This window comes from Anaerosalibacter massiliensis (assembly GCF_024623155.1).
In the GTDB taxonomy this organism is placed as follows: Bacteria; Bacillota; Clostridia; order Tissierellales; family Sporanaerobacteraceae; genus Anaerosalibacter; species Anaerosalibacter massiliensis.
The window spans coordinates 63,061-80,920 of sequence record NZ_JANJZL010000007.1; the positions used below are offsets into that span (position 1 = coordinate 63,061).

Below are 17,860 nucleotides of genomic sequence, written 5' to 3' on the forward strand. Positions count from 1 at the left end.
TAGAATGGGGGTGGTCTAATGAAAATCATAGAAAATTCTGATGTATTACTCATTAACGTTCCTACAAGTAGGTCTGCAAAAATAAATAAAGTTTCTGCAAGAATGCTATCAATGCCACCGTTGGGATTATTATATATCGCATCTTCTTTATCAAAAACTGATTACATTGTTAGTTTCGTAGATTTAGCTATTGAAAGCATCAGTATGCAAGATTTTACTAACATTTTGATGAAAGCAAATCCAAAGATTATTGGAATTTCTACTTATTATGAATCATGGTCAGCAATAAAATCATTAGTTAGAGTTATTAAATCTTATAATAATAATATAATAGTGGTAGGTGGAGGTGTGTGTGCAAATTTTTGCAACTACCAAATGATCGAAGAACTACGATTTGACTATATAAGTCTAGGAGAAGGTGAAAACTCTTTTTTACAATTATGCAATTCGCTATTGAGAAACGGAAACTTATATGAATGTGAAGGAATTAGTTATAGAAAGCAAAATGGGGAGATAGTAAGAAAAAGGCCTATTAGAATTACTGATTTAGATAGCTTACCTTTTCCAGATAGAAGTTTATTAAATCTAGAAAAGTATGTTTATCCATTTACCATATCAACAGCTCGTGGATGTCCTGGTAGATGTGTTTTTTGTTCTTCGTATTCATTTTGGGGGAAGAAAGTTTATTTTAGGACTGTAGAGAATATTATTGAGGAGATTAAATATATGGTTTTAAATTTTAAAGCAAAAGAGTTCTTTATAGTTGATGATACATTCACAATGATGCCAAAAAGGACAAAAAAATTTTGTGATTTATTACTAGAATTAGAAACTTTTTTTATATGGGGCTGTGAATCAAGGGCTGATATCGTTGATAAAGATTTGCTTTGGTCTATGTATTTAGCTGGTTGTAGAAAAATTCAATTTGGTTTAGAAAGTGCTCATGATAAGGTACTACGTTCAATAAATAAGAATATTACATTTAAGCAAGTGGAAAATGCAACTAAATTAGCACATGATATTGGATTTGATATTAACATTTCAGTAATTATTGGACATGCAGAGGACACGAAAGAAACCATAGAGTATACTTTAGAAAAATCTCGACTATTAAAAGAAAAATACAATGCAAATATGCAATTCAGTATCAATACACCTTATCCAGGAACAGATTTGCACCAAAATGCTGTTGAGTATGGAATAGAGGTCTTAACTGACAATTATGATTTTTATTCAACAGATAATGCAATTATTAATACTAAATATTTAACTGCTGATGATTTACGTTACTACTACAATAGCGTTTTGGGAATTAGAAAAAGTGTATGATTAATAGCCAGACGAAAAGGAGGATTTTTGGTGACAGATAATATGATTATTGCAGGGGTTTTAGGCTTTATATTTAGTAGTATGACTGTATTTATAATAAAATATATTAGAAAGAAAAAGCAACATTAATTTTAGATGACAATATACTCAATATATCCTATTGGCATAATATCATTTAGAAAGTGAGGGGAGAAAAATCAACAAAATTATTTTCAAAAATGTTTGCAAACATTTCGAAACAACAAAAGCATTGAATGATTTAAATCTTATTATCAATACAGGTGAAATATATGGATTATTAGGACATAATGGGGCTGGGAAGACAACTGCTTTGAGACTTATGCTTGGATTAATGGCAACAACTTCTGGTGAGATTTCTGTTTTCGGCTTAAATCCAATTGAAAAAGGAAGGCAAATAAGGGCCAAGTGTGGAGTATTATCAGAGCATGTTGGCCTTTATGAACCTCTAACAGTTTATGAAAATTTAAAATACTATTCGGAAATATATGGAATTACAAAAAATGAATATGACAAACGAATGGATGAGCTTTTAGAATTATTTGAGATTTCAGACAAAAAACACTCACCAATCAAAGGTTTCTCAACAGGCATGAAAAAGAAAGTTGCTTTAATTCGTGCAATATTGCATAATCCCCCTATTGTTTTATTGGATGAGCCTACAAATGGACTAGATCCTGTAAGTATAGAAAAATTAAGAGAAACAATTTTAGATCTGTCTGAAAAATATGGAACTACCTTTATTATTACTACTCATAATCTAGATGAAGTAGTTAGAACGTGTGATAAAATTTCTATTTTAAAGCACGGAAAAGACATTGTTACAAAAACGATTCAAGAATTAGAAATGGAAAGTCAATTAAACGTAATAATACAGTCAACCCAAAACTTAGAAAATTTAAGCAATGAAATAGAACAGACAATGAAAAGTATTAAGTCAATTATCAATTATGAACTTAGTAAAAATGAAATTTTGATTACAACGGAGAAAAACGTAACATCTGAAGTAATAAAGAAATTATCTATTAAAAATATTAACATTGAAAATGTTATTACAAAATCCACAGGTTTATTAGATTTATACATGAAAGTTGAGAGCGATTCCTATGAATGAAATAAAAGCAATTGTACGAAAACAATACTATGAATTTTTATATGAGAAGAAAAATACGCTATTTTTAATTATGATAATTGGAACTATTTCTGGGCTTCCAATGCCAGTTCTTTCCCATAATTTATCAGAAAGAATTCAGATGACAATTGTAGCTATTTTCACCATTACCCTATTAAAACAATGGTCGGCAGAAAGTTTCGCCTCAGAAAAAGAAAATAATACTCTTGAATCAATTTTATCTACATCAGTAGATTTGAAAAAACTCTATTGGATTGAATTGTTATTCAATTTGTTACTAGTGTCTTTAGTAGAGTACATGCTCGTTATAATATTCAGTATAACAAATCATATTATAAACGTTCAACTAATACTAAGTATATATGAAGCGTTATTATTAATTTTATTACTATTTAATTTGAAGGTTTCTATTGCTATAGTAGTAACATCTATTTCATTAACTTCAAAAGATGTAAGAATAGCGAACAGTAGAGCATCTAAACATTTATATATAGCTATTTTCTTAATATCTATCGTAGTTACATTAAATACAAAAACCATATCATATCTAACTAGTATATATGTGTGTTTAGTTTTCATTATGTTATTAATAAATCTTATTCTAATAAAGTATACGAATTCAAAACTTAACAAGATTTATTTTGAAGATGTATTGTTTTAATACGGTTCTGCAACTAAATGAAATGGAGGTGTAATAATGAGAGAATCTATAATAGTATTTAATCATGAGTTGCGTTATTTTTTAACCTTGAAGCAGATGAAAAGAAGTATTTTTATCCAATGTTTAGCTCCTGCAATTTTTGCTTTACTGAATGCTTACTTTTATAAAACTATTGATTTAAGAATTGCAGTTATCATCATGATAATTGGAATACCTCGAATTCCAATGTCGTTAACAGGATATTCTATTGCGGGAGAGAAAGTATATCATACTTTTGAATCTATACTTTCAACACCTATTCCAATTAAGGCGTTATTTATAGGAAAATCTATTTTGCCGATTGGAATTTCGTTGATGATGTTTATTTTTTCTTCTTTAATAACTTTAATTATGACAAACTTATATGCTAAATATGCGTTTGTGGGATATACCTTTACTTTGTTTAACTCGACAGAATTACTTATAATTTTTGGCAATGGATTATTAATTGTGACTCTCATAATATTTATTACTGGAGTAACCACTTTGTTGATGAAAGTACCAAGAAATGGCTTGTTTATAACTTCTATGCTAACATTTCTATTTGGAATTCCATATAGTCTTATACTATATAGAAAGGGTAATGATTTTCTTTTATCAATTATTACTTTAATACTACTATTATTAATTAATGTTTTTTGTTATTTATATCTGTTAAAAAAGATAGATACCCATACATTGTTTCTAAAGGCAATATAAAGTTCTAAAAGAGACAAGGAAGATAGTATAATAACAATAAAATCAATAATTCTAAAGGCTATTTAAATGTAAGCACCAAATTCATCTCACATTTTAAACTAATAACTTCTATAAAATAATACCTTTAAGCACTAGATATTTAGGGAGATTATCTCTAATGACTGAAGAAGAAAGAAAACTTTGTTAAAAAAGATAGCTAGGATAGAGGAGGAAAATGAAATATTAAAAAAAGCAATGGCCATATTTATAAAGAAATAAGTTCAATATATAAATTTATTATAGTAGATATTTAAAAAAATACAGACAAATTATCTTTTTTCATATTATCTTCTGTAATGATTTCACTTATAGTATTTACTATATCTTTTTGTATTTCATTTTATATAAATAAAAACAAATGAGCAAACTTTATAACTAGCTACTTTTGAATACTTTGCAGATGGGAAAAGATACATTTCTGAAAATTCTATTAAGATGCCATTATCTGCAGAAGTCGAAGATATTATCAATATAAAATATTTTATAAACAATCTACTGCTCTATATACAAAAATAAATAGACATTTTTATTTATTTTTGGTTATATCTATTATTTGTTTTTTTAGGGACTATGCTATTTTAAAGATTATAGATTAGTATTGAAGGTTTATAAAAAATTAATTTTTATAAAAAAGATTTAAAAATATATGGAATTTAATAGAATAAATAGTATAATACAACATATATAATATTTAAAGAAGTATTATTTTAATATGAGAGGGGTGATACCGTTGTTTTATTAATTTTTAAAACTATATAATGCTTGTATGAAATATATTAGATTTTAAATCTTAAGGGATAGAGATTTGTTTTTAAAATTAACAATAGTAAAAAAATGGGGGGATAATAAAATGAAAAAATTTTTAAGTTTGTTTATGATTGTAGTTGTATTGACGACTTTATCTACATCAGTATCAGCTGACAAATTTTCAATGAAGGATTCAAAAGTAGTAGAAGGTGAACTGATTGTGTCTATAGAAAAACCTGTTGGTAAATATTCAATACAAAGCTTTGATAATCAGGTAGAAAAACACACAGATACCTTAAATGAAACAGGTTTCGAAGTTAAAGATTCTTTATTGTCGTCTGTATTTGATGGAGAAGTTACGATTAGTAGTAAAAATAATGATTTTATATCTGAAGTAATAGAGGAAGTAGGGTATATATATTTAGTTAAATATGAAGATACTGGGGAAAGTATTGAAAAGGTAATACAGAGATTAGAAGACAAACTTACAGAAAAAGGATTGAAAGTTAAATTAATTGAACCTAATTATGTAGTCAAAATGGATGGACAAATAGACAGCTTGCAAGATTTTAGAAGTATAAGAACCGAAAAAATACATGAAGATCAAGCTTGGCATTATGAAATGATTAATATTCCTAAAGCTTGGGAAATTTCATCAGGTAATAGGAATGTAAAAATGGCAGTTCTTGACACAGGAATAGACTATAATCATAAAAACTTAAAAAATTATGTAAATAAATCCCTAGGTAAAAACTTTACTTCAAATGATACCTCTGATTTTATGGATAGACAAGGTCATGGAACACATGTAGCAGGTACTATAGCAAGCTATGGTGAAATATCAGGTGTAATGCAAGAAGCAACTTTGGTACCAGTAAAAGTTTTAGGAGATAATGGTTCAGGATCTACTTATAATATAATGCAGGGATTAATACATGCTACAAATGAAGACGTAGATGTTGTTAATATGTCTATAAGAGGATGGAACTATAGTGAAGGGATGGACAATGCTTGTAGAACTGCAGAGTCAAGAGGAGTAATTGTTGTAGCTGCAACAGGAAATGATTCTATGAGTCAAATTGGCTATCCAGCTAGATATGACAGTGTTCTTTCAGTAGGAGCAGTTGATTCTAGTGGTAGAAGAGCCAGTTTTTCTAATTATGGAGAAGGCGGTGTAGGAGTAATGGCACCTGGAGTAGATATATATAGTACTTTTTTAAATAATAAATATATGTATATGTCTGGAACTTCAATGGCGACTCCACATGTAGCAGGAGTTGCAGGTTTGATTAAGTCTGTAAATAGAAATATATCTGCAAGCAAAGCTAAGGAAATTATAAAGAATACTGCTAATTATGCAGGTGATCAATATGAATATGGATCAGGTATTGTAGATGCATACAAAGCATTAGAAGCTGTATCAGGCCATTAAAATTAATGTTAATTTTAAATACTTTTTAAATAAAAAAACCCTAGCTACTAGGTAACTTATAGTAGCTAGGGTTTTTTTATTCTTTACTATCATCAGATTTCACTTATTGTCTTAAGCTTTCAATATTTATTTTATAGGACATATCCAAGTATTTTTTCATATCATTGTATTGAAATAATGACCTTACCTTTATTTTCTATAATCTCTGATTCAATATCAATTCATCATGATAAAAACCATCAAATTGTTTAAATAGACTATAGGTTGAATTCGGTTTAATATTCTTTTTATTTAGTAAATATTTAGAACGATCTTTTTTAAAAATAATCTGTTCCCCTTGAATTTTCCAATAATCAAATACAGGAGATTTGGATAATGTTTTAATGTAATTATCATAGATATCTACCGCTTTCTTATGTTCTCCTTCTTTTTCAAAATAATAGGCTATATGTAATAATAATAATCTATGTTGCTCTGTTTTTTGTTCTTTTATAATCTGATTTTTGTTTTCATAATAATAATGTATATAATCTATTATTGATTTTGGCAATTCATCCATTATACCAATAAGATATTCATCAATAAATGTAGTAGCACAGGAAATTGTAAATAAATCTGTCTTTTTATCATTTGCTCTTTTTTCAAAGCTCTTTAAAAGAATTTCTCTCAAACATCTATTATTTACACGTGTATTTTTATAATCTATTGAGAACATGGAATATTGATATATCATTAATGCAGCAAAAAAATCATCATTTTTATAAAAGGAATAAGCTCTTAAATCTCCATATGCATTTTCAGATTTTATAAAACAACTGAAAAATAATAATATATTGATTAACAATAAAGTCCCACCTGTTATTAATAAATATGGATGATTTTTATTATATTTTAAAAATCCAATGAAAATCACCAAAATGCCTACTAATGCAAGAAATAAGGTAACTATTGGAGCAGCAAGTATGGCATTTGCATAACCTTCTTGTGTTTCTTTAAATTCTTTTTCATTAGAAACTACAGTTAAATTTGGAATTGCTATGCCGCCAACTCCAATATTATTACGATTTAATTTCAATCTCCATTTTTCTCCGTCAAATATAAAAGAGAATATAGATATGTTAAGCATTCTCATCTGTATTTTATTAAAAATAAAAGCAAAAAAATGTCCTAATTCATGTAATGCAATAGAGATATAAAAAGTTAATATTATTATTGCTAGTATAGGAAATACATTTAAGTTCATATCCTTGGAAATATTATCAATAAGCATCATAAATCCAAAACCACCAACTGCTCCTAAAAATGCACTACCTATAATTTTCAATATTTTCTTTGTCGATTGATTTTTCAATATTATAAATACCTCCTATGATTATGTACTAAATTTTCTAATAAGAATTATATCATAAATGTTTAAAAAAATATTAGCAGAAGTTAAAACAATATATTTATAATATTGCGATATACTAAAAATAGGATAATTAAATGAGATGAGATACAGTCTTGTCTTAGAAAATTTGAAAGATATCTGCACTTTACTTTTATTTCTGACAATATAAAGTTAATTATACTTAAGAAGGGTTAGTTGAGTTAGGAATAAAAATATCTAAAGGAGATGATTTATATAAAAGAATCAACTGGGAATTTCATTTTTACTATTATAATGATTTTATACTTTATTGCTTTAATTCCTTTTTTTAAAATCAGATTATTAGATTGTGGGTTATAAACATCAGCCATATAAATGCATAAATATCATGGAACTTTGTAGTTTTAGGATTTTTCATATAGTACACATTTGAAATCTATGTGTTAATCTAAAAAAATAGAAAATAAAAAATGATTAGCTATTATAATAGTTAGTCATTTTTTATTTTCTAAATACATGGCAATTTGATATAATATAAGATAAAATGGCTTAATATATTATTTTAGTGTACTATAGGAGGTAAAAATGCTAACAGGAGAAATTAAAAATAAAGTAGATAGGATTTGGGAAACTTTCTGGACAGGAGGGGTTACCAATCCATTAACAGTAATAGAACAATTTACATATTTAATATTTATAAAATCATTAGATGATAAGCAAGTGCAAAGTGAAAAAGAAGCAAATTTATTAGGGGTAGAACCAAAAAATATATTTGATAAGGAACATGAAGATTTAAGATGGCATAATTTCAAGGAATTTGACGCTGAAAGAATGTATGATACTGTAGCAAATAAAGTTTTTCCATTTATAAAAAAATTAAATGGAGATTCTAGTTCATCCTTTTCAAAATATATGGGGGATGCTATGTTTCAAATTCCAACGCCTTTAATGCTACAAAAGATAGTAAATGGAATAGATGAATTGGAACTAGAAGGAGATATAAAGGGAGATCTTTATGAATATCTATTATCTAAACTTTCTACATCAGGAACCAATGGTCAGTTTAGAACACCTAGACATATAATCAAAATGATGGTAGATCTAGTGAAACCGACACCATCAGATATAATAATAGACCCTGCCTGTGGTACATCAGGATTTTTAATAGGGGCTAGTGAATATCTAAAAGCTAATCATGGGGATCTATTTAATTCAGAAGAATTAAAATACCACTACAATAATACTATGTTCAATGGTAATGATATGGATAGTACAATGTTGAGAATTGGTACTATGAATATGCTTTTACATGATGTGGAAAATCCACAAATTGAATATAGAGATTCCCTTTCTAAAAGGAATACAGATAGGGAAAAATATACATTAGTATTAGCTAATCCACCATTTAAAGGCTCGTTAGATGAAGAATCAGTGGCAGATGATTTACTTAGAATATCTAATACTAAAAGAACAGAGATATTATTCTTATCATTGATGCTTAGAATACTTAAAAATGGTGGAAGATGTGCAGTTATAGTTCCAGATGGAGTACTGTTCGGAAGTACAAAAGCACACAAATCTATAAGAGAAGAAATAGTGGAAAAGAATAAATTAGAAGCAGTTATATCCATGCCAAGTGGAGTATTTAAACCCTATGCCGGAGTAAGTACAGCCATACTCATATTTACAAAGACAGGTATAGGTGGAACAGATAATGTATGGTTCTATGACATGGAATCAGATGGCTATAGCTTAGATGATAAGAGAGAAAAGATAGAAGATAGTGATATAGAAGATATCATAGAAAGATACCATAATATAGAAAATGAAAAGACAAGAGAAAGAACAGAAAAATCTTTCTTAGTACCAAAAGAAGAAATAGCAGAAAATAACTATGATTTATCTATAAATATATATAAAGAAATAGTATATGAAGAAGTAGAATATGAAGCACCAGAAAAGATAATAGGATATGTAAGAGAGTTAGAAGAAGAAGTATATGCTGGATTAGATAAGATAGAGAAGTTGGTGAAGTAAGATGGAATGGATAGAGTTAGGAGAATTAGGAAAAGTTTCAACAGGAAATACACCATCTAAAAAGAAAATAGAATATTATAATGAAAAGTATATAGAATTGGTAAAACCCTCTAACTTTACTGAAAATATGATAGTTAGTATAGAATCAGGAGAAGAATATTTATCAAAAGAGGGTAAATCTAAGGGAAGAGTAGCAGAAATAGGAGATATATTAGTAACTTGTATAGGAAATATAGGCAACGTTGGGATAGCTTCTAAAGAAGTTTGTTTTAATCAACAGGTTAATAGTATTAAAGTAGATAAAAAGAAAGTTTTATCTAAATATGTAGCATATTCTATTTTATATATTAAACCAGCATTAAATCATGTAGCAAATAAGGCAGTAGTTCCTATAATTAATAAATCAACATTTGAAAAAATAAAAATCCCAGTTCCACCAATGGAAATACAAAAAAAGATAGTAGAAGTACTAGATGAAGCACAAAAACTAATAGACAATAGAAAAAAGCAGATAGAGCTTTTAGACGACTTAATAGAATCTATATTCTACGATATGTTTGGAGATCCAGTTAAGAATGATAAGGGATGGGAAGTTAAGAAGTTAGGGGAGGTCACAAGGTTTATAGATTATAGGGGTAAAACACCACCAACTCAAGACAATGGAGTATTATTAATAACAGCAAAAAATATTGGAAAAAAGCATTTTAAAAAAGAGCCAGTAGAATATATTTCTAAAGAACTGTACAAGAAAAGAATGACAAGGGGATTTCCAAAAGCCAATGATGTTCTATTTGTAACTGAAGGAGCAACAATGGGATTTGTATGTAGAGTACCTAGGAATATTAGGGAGTTTTCTGTAGGTCAAAGAATTATAACATTTGTATGTAAAGAAACATTAAGGGAAGAATATCTACATTACTTTATATACGATAGAATATTTCAAGATGAAATAAGTAGAAAAGCTACAGGTAGTTCAGCAAAGGGAATTAGGGCATCGGAATTAAAGAAAATAGATATAATTATCCCCCCACTACAACTACAAAACCAATTTGCTGAAAAAGTACAAGCTATAGAAACACAAAAAGAACTACTTCAAGAATCACTTAAACTAATGGAAGACAATTATAATAGCCTAATGCAAAGAGCTTTCAAAGGAGAGTTATTTTAATCTGGAGGTGAAACTGTGGTTTCTAATTTTGAATATTTAAAAAGGGAAAAGAAATATGACAAATTTGTAGATGCTTGTATTGAAGCTGAAAGACTTATGAATGTATCCTATTCTGCCACTGCTACATTTGCAAGAAGAGCCTTAGAATTGGCAGTTAAATGGGTTTATGCTAATGATGGGGAATTGAAAGTTCCCTATCAAGACAATTTAGCTTCATTAATATATAATTATGAATTTAAATCTTTAGTAGAGCCAGAAATGATAGACTTGCTTTCCTATATACACAAATTAGGTAACAAAGCAGTTCATACAACTATGGCTGTTAGAAGGGAAGAAGCAGTTTTATCTCTAAGGAATTTATTTACATTTACATCTTGGATAGACTATTGTTATTCTGAAGAATTTCAGGAAATAGAATTTGATGAAAATTTATTGGGGGATAACAATAGGTTCAAAAAAACTGCCCAGGAAAAAGAAGAGCTATTTGAAGTACTAAGTCAGAAAGATAGGAAATTGGAAGAGGTAGTTGAAGAAAATAAAAGGCTTAGAAAAGAAAATGAATCTAAGAGAAGAGAAAATCAAAAGAATAGAACTTATAAAGTAGATGAAATATCAGAATTTGAAACTAGAAAAATGTATATAGACCTTAATTTAGAGTTAAATGGCTGGAAAATAGGTTCTGATTGTTTAGAAGAAGTAGAAGTTAAACATATGGACAATTCTTCTGGAATAGGCTTTGTTGACTATGTACTATATGGGGATGATGGAAATCCATTGGCAATAATTGAAGTTAAAAAGACTAGTGTTAGCCCAAGGATTGGAAAAGTACAAGCTAAGATGTATGCAGAAGCTATAGAAATAGAAACAGGTATCAGACCTATAATATTCTACACTAATGGAATAGACTATTATATCTGGGATGATACGGATTATCCAGAAAGGAAACTCTCTGGGATTTATAGCAAGAAAGATTTAGAATCCCTTAATTTTAAAAAGAAAAATAAAAAATCATTAAAAAATCCTGATATAAAAGATGAAATAACTAATAGACCATATCAAAAAGAAGCAATAACAAGAGTTTTAGAAGCCTATGAAAAGGGACATAGAAAAGCTTTACTCGTAATGGCTACAGGTAGTGGAAAGACTAGGACGGCAGCTTCTATAGTAGATATCCTAATAAGGAGAAATTGGGTTAAAAATATATTATTTTTAGCTGATAGAACTGCTTTAGTAAAACAAGCTAAACAAAGCTTTAATGAGTATCTGCCATCTTTATCTCTTTGCAATTTACTTAATAATAAGGATGATATAAATAGTAGAATGATATTTTCCACCTATCCAACGATGATGAATGCAATTGATGTAGTTAAGAGTAAAGATGGAAAGAAAATGTTTACCAATGGGCATTTTGATTTAATAATCATAGATGAAAGCCATAGAAGTATTTATAAAAAGTATCAAGATATATTTGATTATTTTGATGCCAATCTATTAGGGCTTACAGCAACACCTGTAGATGAAATAGATAGAAATACATATAGAGTATTTGAACTAGAGGACAACAACCCTACTTTTGCTTATGAATTAGAAGAGGCTATAGAGGATGGATATTTAGTAGATTATGGACAGCCTAAAGTCTATGATTTGAAACTCATGAGAGATGGAATTAAATATAGTGAATTATCAGAAGAAGAAAGAGAACAATTTGAAATGACTTTTGATGAATTTGAAGATATATCTGGTGAAGAATTAAATAGATCTTTATTCAACAAAGATACTGTAGATATTGTTATACAGGAACTTATGGAAAAAGGTATTAAGGTTGAAGGTGGGGACAAATTAGGTAAGACTATAATATTTGCAGCCAATCAAAGACATGCAGATTTCATAGTAGAAAGATTTGATGCATTATATCCAGAATATAAAGGTCATTTTGCACAAGCTATATATCACAATATAAATTATGTAGATAATCTAATAGATAATTTCAAAGACAAAGATTCCTATCCACAAATAGCAGTTTCAGTAGATATGTTAGATACAGGCATAGATGTACCAGAATTAGTAAATTTAGTATTCTTTAAGAAAGTAAGATCTAAAGCAAAGTTTTGGCAAATGATAGGTAGAGGAACTAGACTTTGTGAGGACTTATTTGGTCCGGGATTACATAAAGAGAAATTTTTTATATTTGACTATTATAGAAACTTTGAATTCTTTGATATAAATAAAAAAGGTGTAGAAGGCAACGTTCAAAAATCCATAACAGAAAATATATTCAATATAAAAATAGATATAATAAAGGCCTTAGAACATTTGGATTACCAAGAGTCAGATTTGATAGAATATAGAAATGAACTTATAGATAATGTATTAAAAGATATATCTAATATAAATAAAAATAGATTTAATGCAAATATGAGAATTCATTTAATAAATAAGTATTCTAATAAAGAAGCTTTCAAAACTTTAAGTGAAAAAGATGTTTTAAATTTAAAAGAGGAGATATCTCCATTAATAATTTCTACTGATGAAGATAAATTAGCAAAAAGTTTTGATTATCTAATGTATATCATTGAATTTGCATATTTAGAAAAAAGGCCAATGAATAGACCTAAAGGTAGGGTAATAAGTACTGCAGAGAAATTAGAAACTAAAGGAACTATTTCTCAAGTAAGGGATAATAAAGAAATAATAGATAAAATCCAAACAGAAGAGTTTTGGGAAGAAGCTAATATATTTGACTATGAATTAGTCAGAAAGGCTTTAAGAGATTTAATTAAGTTGATTGATAAAGAAAATAGAAAAATATATTATACTGATTTTAAAGATGAAATAGTTGAAGTAAAAGATGGAGAAGCCATTTATAATGTCAATGACTTAGGAAATTATAAAAAAAGAGTAGAGCATTATTTAAAAGAATATGAAGATAATTTGCCAATATATAAATTAAAAAACAATGAAAAATTGACTAGAAGCGATATTAAATATTTTGAGAAAATACTTTGGAAAGAGATAGGAAGTAGAGAAGAATATGTACAAACCTATGGAGATCAATCTTTACTAAAATTAGTTGCAAGTATAACAGGAATGGAAAGAGCAGCAGCAGAAAAAGAATTTTCTAAGTTTTTAAAAGATGAAAACCTAAACTCAGACCAGATAGATTTTGTAAATAGCATAGTAGATTATATAGTTAAAAATGGTAGCATAGAAAAACCAGTACTACAACAATATCCATTCAATAAAAATGGTGGAGTGATAAATTTATTTAAAGATAGGATGGATGTAGCTAAAGATATAGTAGCTGTTATTGATAAGGTTAATGGTAGGTTGGAGTCTATAAATTAATCCAAATTATGAATTAAAATATAATAAGTTTTATATTGGTTTAACAAATAAAGGAATTGCAGATAATTTTGTACTTTTTAGACCACAAAAGAAAATCACACGTATGGAAATAAGGCTTAATAAGAGTCAAGAAATAGAAGAATATATTGAAAATAGTGGGATTGAATTATTAGATTATTTTTCTAAAAGTAGAAGATATCGAATTAATTTAAAACCAGGAGATGTAGAACAATATAAGGATTCATTGATTAAACTATTTAAGAAATCTTTAGATATAGATGATGAAAGTGAGTAAATCAATTCTCAAAAAGATTATCGAGAGATAGTGAAAATACTTAATATGTATATTCTATAAACAACTCTGTTTTCCTTTGAAGAAATTATAGAATTTCAACAAGAAACCAAATTATAATTAATTTTATCTTAAATTGATGTATCAAAACTTGCTAATATTCTAAGAAAACTTAGTAATTCTAAAAGCCTTTACTTTTCGATACTTTCAGCACACATATTTATTTGTTGGAAGTAATCCCTGAAAGTTTATTAACATAAGGGGTTCATGAAATAATGGGAAAACTTTAGTATCATGTATTTTATTGAAGAAGATATTAGATTAATATTCAGTTCAAATATCAGTATAAAGGTAATCATAAAATATCCCACACTTTTTGAAGGTGTGGGATATTTTATGGTTATCTACAAACTTATTACATAAAAACAAAGGACTATTTTGTTTTCTAAGTTATCGGTGGATATTGTGACAATTTAACATTACATCCATATTGTTTTCTGAATATACTAGACTGTTATAAATAAAAATTTATATATAACTGCAATAATACTAAAGAAATATATTATCCAAAAGTAGATATTTAAGTATACTTTATTCACTAAATCCATACTCTTATGTTTACAATAAACCAGAAGACTATGTAGATGAAGATGGTAATATACCTGTAGTTGCAGGAACTCTTTTGATAGGAGCTGGAATAGGGGTAGGAAAGCAAATAATAACAGACTTTGCTGTAAATATTATAAATAAAGAAGTTAAAATTTCGTCTTGGGCAAGATATGTAGGTAGTGTAGTAGGAGGAACTGTTGGTGTATGAACGGGATTGATTTTCTCTCCATTTGTTAGTGGAGCAGCAGGAAATGCTTCTGCAACCTTTACGGAGAATGTGATAGAAAATATTTTCGGAAGAAAATCTTATTCTGGTGCAGAGGTTGCTAAGGCTACAATAATAGATGGTATTTATGGTGGTGCTTTTGCTTATGCAGGAGAGAAGGTTAAGTCTTTGGAGCTAATAAAGAAACATAAGAAAACTCCAATAGTAGGAGATGTTTTAACTAAAGTTGACAGAAAGTTTGCTTCATACAAAGCTCAGATTACTAAATGGGAAAGGAAACAAATAAAAAATATTTATAAAAATACCATTATAAATGGTTTTATGTATGAAATCTATTCTGATGGCATAGAAACGTCGATTGAGATGGTTGGTAAAAGTGCTTATGATAATATAAAATCTTCAATAAGAGAGCAAGAGAATAGAGCTAAAGTTGGAAAAACTATAACTCAATCCCCACAATAAGGAGGAAAAAATGAATAAAAAATGAATAAAAAATGAATAAAACATATATATGTATTTTATATGCAACATCCTTATTAATATTAATATTATCAATAATATTTGTAAAGAAAATGATTTTTAGAGAATTGTTTATAAAGCCAGATAAAAGTAAAGTTTATGTACAAGAGTTTATAAGAAAACATAATAAAAAGTTAGATATAGTATTAAAAGTGATAACTGTTATAGGTTTTATTGTGTTATATAATGGTTTAATTATACCAGCAGTTAAAGATGTTCCTTATATATTAAATAATGAGTATAAGACTATAGAAGGTAAAGCAGTAACACATTCATATGGCGGAAGAACAGACAGGCCTATACGAGTAACTATAAGAGATGATAACGGTAATGAGGAGAGATTAGTATTCTTCTTTTGGGATGATGTATACGTAGGAGATAGATTTAAGATAATATATTTGCCAAAATTGAAAAGAGGAACAGTATTAAAAAGTGAAAAAAATTATTAAACAATCCCTCAATGTAAAGTGGAATTCTACTTTACATTGAGGTGTTTAGTATAGAATAAAAATGATATGTTCTTGAAAAAAGAGTTAGTATGGTTACAATGAAAAATGGAAGTTGGTGAAAACTGAGATCTACACTTTTTAGAATTCTAAAAGAGACATATTTAATAGTGAAAATCCTCAGAATTTAAAATTAAATTTTTAGAAAGTATGGGTACAATGATTTCAAAGGAGGAAGAATATGGGTATAATTGGAATGGTCCTTATTTTAATTACATTTATCAGTTTTTTAATATTTGTGAAAGGTATGACGGCGACATTAAATAACTTGATTTTAGGGAAGTCTGTTAAGGAACCTTTAAAGATTGCGATAATAGGAGTGAGTATATTAATTATTATATTTATTTTATTGATTATTGATGCTCGTCATTTCAATATATATATGAATGGATAAATAGAATTAAGATGTTGGAGTTTTTGAAGGATGATTTTATTCTGCAAGTTTTGCCTTATAATTCTCAGCAAAAATTAGAGTATATAAATTTTAGTTAATATATCATTAAGTGTCTAATTATATAGGTAATCGCCTATTTATATTTTTAAAAGCTAAACTTCTGAGTTTTAAATATAAAAAAAACAGAGAAACTCTAAATAGGAAATTACGTTGCAAAAGAAGAAAAGGTTCAAAATGGGGAAAATAAAGAAATCAAATTAGTCTTGGAAACTATTTATAAAATTGATAAATCAAATTACTAGAATATGAATTATTAGACAGTCTGTATTTATCTATAAATTAGTATAGACTGTCTTTTTCAATATCCTATATTAAGCAATTCTTTAAAATATTTATATACACATGTAGGGTATTTAATACAAGATTGAAAATCAGTATTACTAGGATTTAGTGGTAGCCATATGTATTTACTTGGCTATAGATACATATTATAAAGTGAAGTTGTTTATTTATTTATTAAAGTAAGGGTACTTGCTTATTTTGAAGATGATGCAAAAGGTTCTATAGAAGAAGGTATCTTTCCATATATGGTAATATTTTCAGATAATATATTTCAAATTTTCGAAGACTAAATAAAAAACGTAGAGTTATAAACGACAATATTTAATGGTGAAGCAATAAGTTTAGGTAAGTAACATAATTTTTCCTACTATTATAAAAATGATTTTTATATGTAATATTTTGTTATAATATGTATAAAAAAATGTTGATAATAGTTAAATTTTAAGATATGATGTATCTACATTAATATAAGATTTGACTATAGTTTCTGAAACTTTTAACATAATTGCCTCAAGATTTATTAGAGGGGGTGAGTTATTGAATTGGTGGTTAATATTATTTATAATTAGCTTAGTTATTGAATTAATTACTCTTTCTTTAGTGAGTATATGGTTCTCAGCAGGAGCTTTAATGGCAATATTTTTGGAGTATTTGGGAGTAACATTGATGTATCAGGTAATTGGATTTATAATAACATCATTAATGACCTTTTTTATTTTTAAACCTATGTTAATGAACTTTATTAAATCACCAAAGGTTAGAACTAATGCAGATAGGCTAATTGGAAAAACAGGTAAAATGATAAGTGATACTAATGAAACATCTAGAGGACAGGTAAAAGTTGAAGGACAAATATGGGGAGCAACTCCTAAAGATAATAAATATTTAAAGGCTGGAACAATAGTGAACATTGTAGGTATTGAAGGAGTTAGACTAATAGTTACTAAAAAATAAAGG

Annotated in this window: 15 protein-coding genes; 14 read left to right on the forward strand and 1 reads right to left on the reverse strand. The window is 27.5% G+C overall.

What is annotated here, in order from left to right; genetic code table 11:
• Window positions 1–18: 18 nt before the first annotated feature.
• From NSA23_RS10780 to NSA23_RS10800, 5 genes are all read left to right on the forward strand, one after another.
• The gene (locus tag NSA23_RS10780) at window positions 19–1,329 is read left to right on the forward strand and encodes a B12-binding domain-containing radical SAM protein (RefSeq protein ID WP_042678595.1); all 1,311 of its coding nucleotides are present in this window, start codon (window positions 19–21) and stop codon (window positions 1,327–1,329) included.
• A gap of 250 nt (window positions 1,330–1,579) precedes the next feature.
• Window positions 1,580–2,461: an ABC transporter ATP-binding protein gene (locus NSA23_RS10785; protein WP_075052090.1), complete on the forward strand. Its 882-nt coding sequence runs from the start codon at window positions 1,580–1,582 to the stop codon at window positions 2,459–2,461.
• Window positions 2,454–3,140 (forward strand): hypothetical protein, encoded by a 687-nt coding sequence (locus NSA23_RS10790; protein ID WP_257490535.1) that lies wholly within the window; start codon window positions 2,454–2,456, stop codon window positions 3,138–3,140. The genes NSA23_RS10785 and NSA23_RS10790 overlap by 8 nt, the downstream gene beginning before the upstream one ends.
• Before the next feature lie 36 nt (window positions 3,141–3,176).
• Entirely contained in the window at window positions 3,177–3,878 is a 702-nt protein-coding gene (locus tag NSA23_RS10795) for a hypothetical protein (protein ID WP_042678592.1), read from the forward strand.
• A gap of 889 nt (window positions 3,879–4,767) precedes the next feature.
• Entirely contained in the window at window positions 4,768–6,096 is a 1,329-nt protein-coding gene (locus tag NSA23_RS10800) for a S8 family serine peptidase (protein ID WP_050069668.1), read from the forward strand.
• Between the two features lie 196 nt (window positions 6,097–6,292).
• On the opposite strand, the gene NSA23_RS10805 is transcribed toward NSA23_RS10800, so the two are convergent.
• Complete coding sequence (locus NSA23_RS10805) at window positions 6,293–7,447, reverse strand: site-2 protease family protein (protein ID WP_042678591.1); 1,155 nt, start codon at window positions 7,445–7,447, stop codon at window positions 6,293–6,295.
• A gap of 603 nt (window positions 7,448–8,050) precedes the next feature.
• Here NSA23_RS10805 and NSA23_RS10810 point away from each other — a divergent pair.
• The 9 genes from NSA23_RS10810 to NSA23_RS10850 all read left to right on the forward strand — a co-directional run bounded on the left by NSA23_RS10810 (window position 8,051) and on the right by NSA23_RS10850 (window position 17,857).
• Window positions 8,051–9,502: a type I restriction-modification system subunit M gene (locus NSA23_RS10810; protein ID WP_257490536.1), complete on the forward strand. Its 1,452-nt coding sequence runs from the start codon at window positions 8,051–8,053 to the stop codon at window positions 9,500–9,502.
• A gap of 1 nt (window position 9,503) precedes the next feature.
• Entirely contained in the window at window positions 9,504–10,670 is a 1,167-nt protein-coding gene (locus NSA23_RS10815) for a restriction endonuclease subunit S (protein ID WP_257490537.1), read from the forward strand.
• A 15-nt stretch (window positions 10,671–10,685) separates the two neighbouring features.
• Entirely contained in the window at window positions 10,686–14,015 is a 3,330-nt protein-coding gene (locus tag NSA23_RS16655; RefSeq protein WP_257490538.1) for a DEAD/DEAH box helicase family protein, read from the forward strand.
• A gap of 103 nt (window positions 14,016–14,118) precedes the next feature.
• Window positions 14,119–14,310 (forward strand): hypothetical protein, encoded by a 192-nt coding sequence (locus tag NSA23_RS10825; protein WP_042678586.1) that lies wholly within the window; start codon window positions 14,119–14,121, stop codon window positions 14,308–14,310.
• Between the two features lie 679 nt (window positions 14,311–14,989).
• Window positions 14,990–15,124, forward strand: a complete 135-nt coding sequence (locus NSA23_RS10830) for a hypothetical protein (RefSeq protein ID WP_257490539.1) — start codon at window positions 14,990–14,992, stop codon at window positions 15,122–15,124.
• Between the two features lie 6 nt (window positions 15,125–15,130).
• Window positions 15,131–15,604, forward strand: coding sequence for a hypothetical protein (locus NSA23_RS10835; RefSeq protein ID WP_257490540.1), 474 nt, complete (start codon window positions 15,131–15,133; stop codon window positions 15,602–15,604).
• 32 nt (window positions 15,605–15,636) lie between these two features.
• Window positions 15,637–16,110, forward strand: a complete 474-nt coding sequence (locus NSA23_RS10840; protein WP_257490541.1) for a hypothetical protein — start codon at window positions 15,637–15,639, stop codon at window positions 16,108–16,110.
• Window positions 16,111–16,348: 238 nt separating this feature from the next.
• Window positions 16,349–16,561: a hypothetical protein gene (locus NSA23_RS10845; RefSeq protein WP_257490542.1), complete on the forward strand. Its 213-nt coding sequence runs from the start codon at window positions 16,349–16,351 to the stop codon at window positions 16,559–16,561.
• A gap of 879 nt (window positions 16,562–17,440) precedes the next feature.
• Window positions 17,441–17,857 carry an NfeD family protein gene (locus NSA23_RS10850; RefSeq protein ID WP_042678581.1) on the forward strand — a complete coding sequence of 139 codons (417 nt, stop codon included), beginning with the start codon at window positions 17,441–17,443 and terminating at the stop codon, window positions 17,855–17,857.
• Window positions 17,858–17,860: the final 3 nt, after the last annotated feature.

Bases quoted from the DNA above. Each gene is read 5' to 3' on its own strand.
- NSA23_RS10780 (WP_042678595.1), top strand. From the start codon at position 19: ATGAAAATCATAGAAAATTCTGATGTATTACTCATTAACGTTCCTACA.
- NSA23_RS10790 (WP_257490535.1), top strand. From the start codon at position 2,454: ATGAATGAAATAAAAGCAATTGTACGAAAACAATACTATGAATTTTTA.
- NSA23_RS10795 (WP_042678592.1), top strand. From the start codon at position 3,177: ATGAGAGAATCTATAATAGTATTTAATCATGAGTTGCGTTATTTTTTA.
- NSA23_RS10800 (WP_050069668.1), top strand. From the start codon at position 4,768: ATGAAAAAATTTTTAAGTTTGTTTATGATTGTAGTTGTATTGACGACT.
- NSA23_RS10810 (WP_257490536.1), top strand. From the start codon at position 8,051: ATGCTAACAGGAGAAATTAAAAATAAAGTAGATAGGATTTGGGAAACT.
- NSA23_RS10815 (WP_257490537.1), top strand. From the start codon at position 9,504: ATGGAATGGATAGAGTTAGGAGAATTAGGAAAAGTTTCAACAGGAAAT.
- NSA23_RS10825 (WP_042678586.1), top strand. From the start codon at position 14,119: ATGGAAATAAGGCTTAATAAGAGTCAAGAAATAGAAGAATATATTGAA.
- NSA23_RS10840 (WP_257490541.1), top strand. From the start codon at position 15,637: ATGAATAAAACATATATATGTATTTTATATGCAACATCCTTATTAATA.
- NSA23_RS10845 (WP_257490542.1), top strand. From the start codon at position 16,349: ATGGGTATAATTGGAATGGTCCTTATTTTAATTACATTTATCAGTTTT.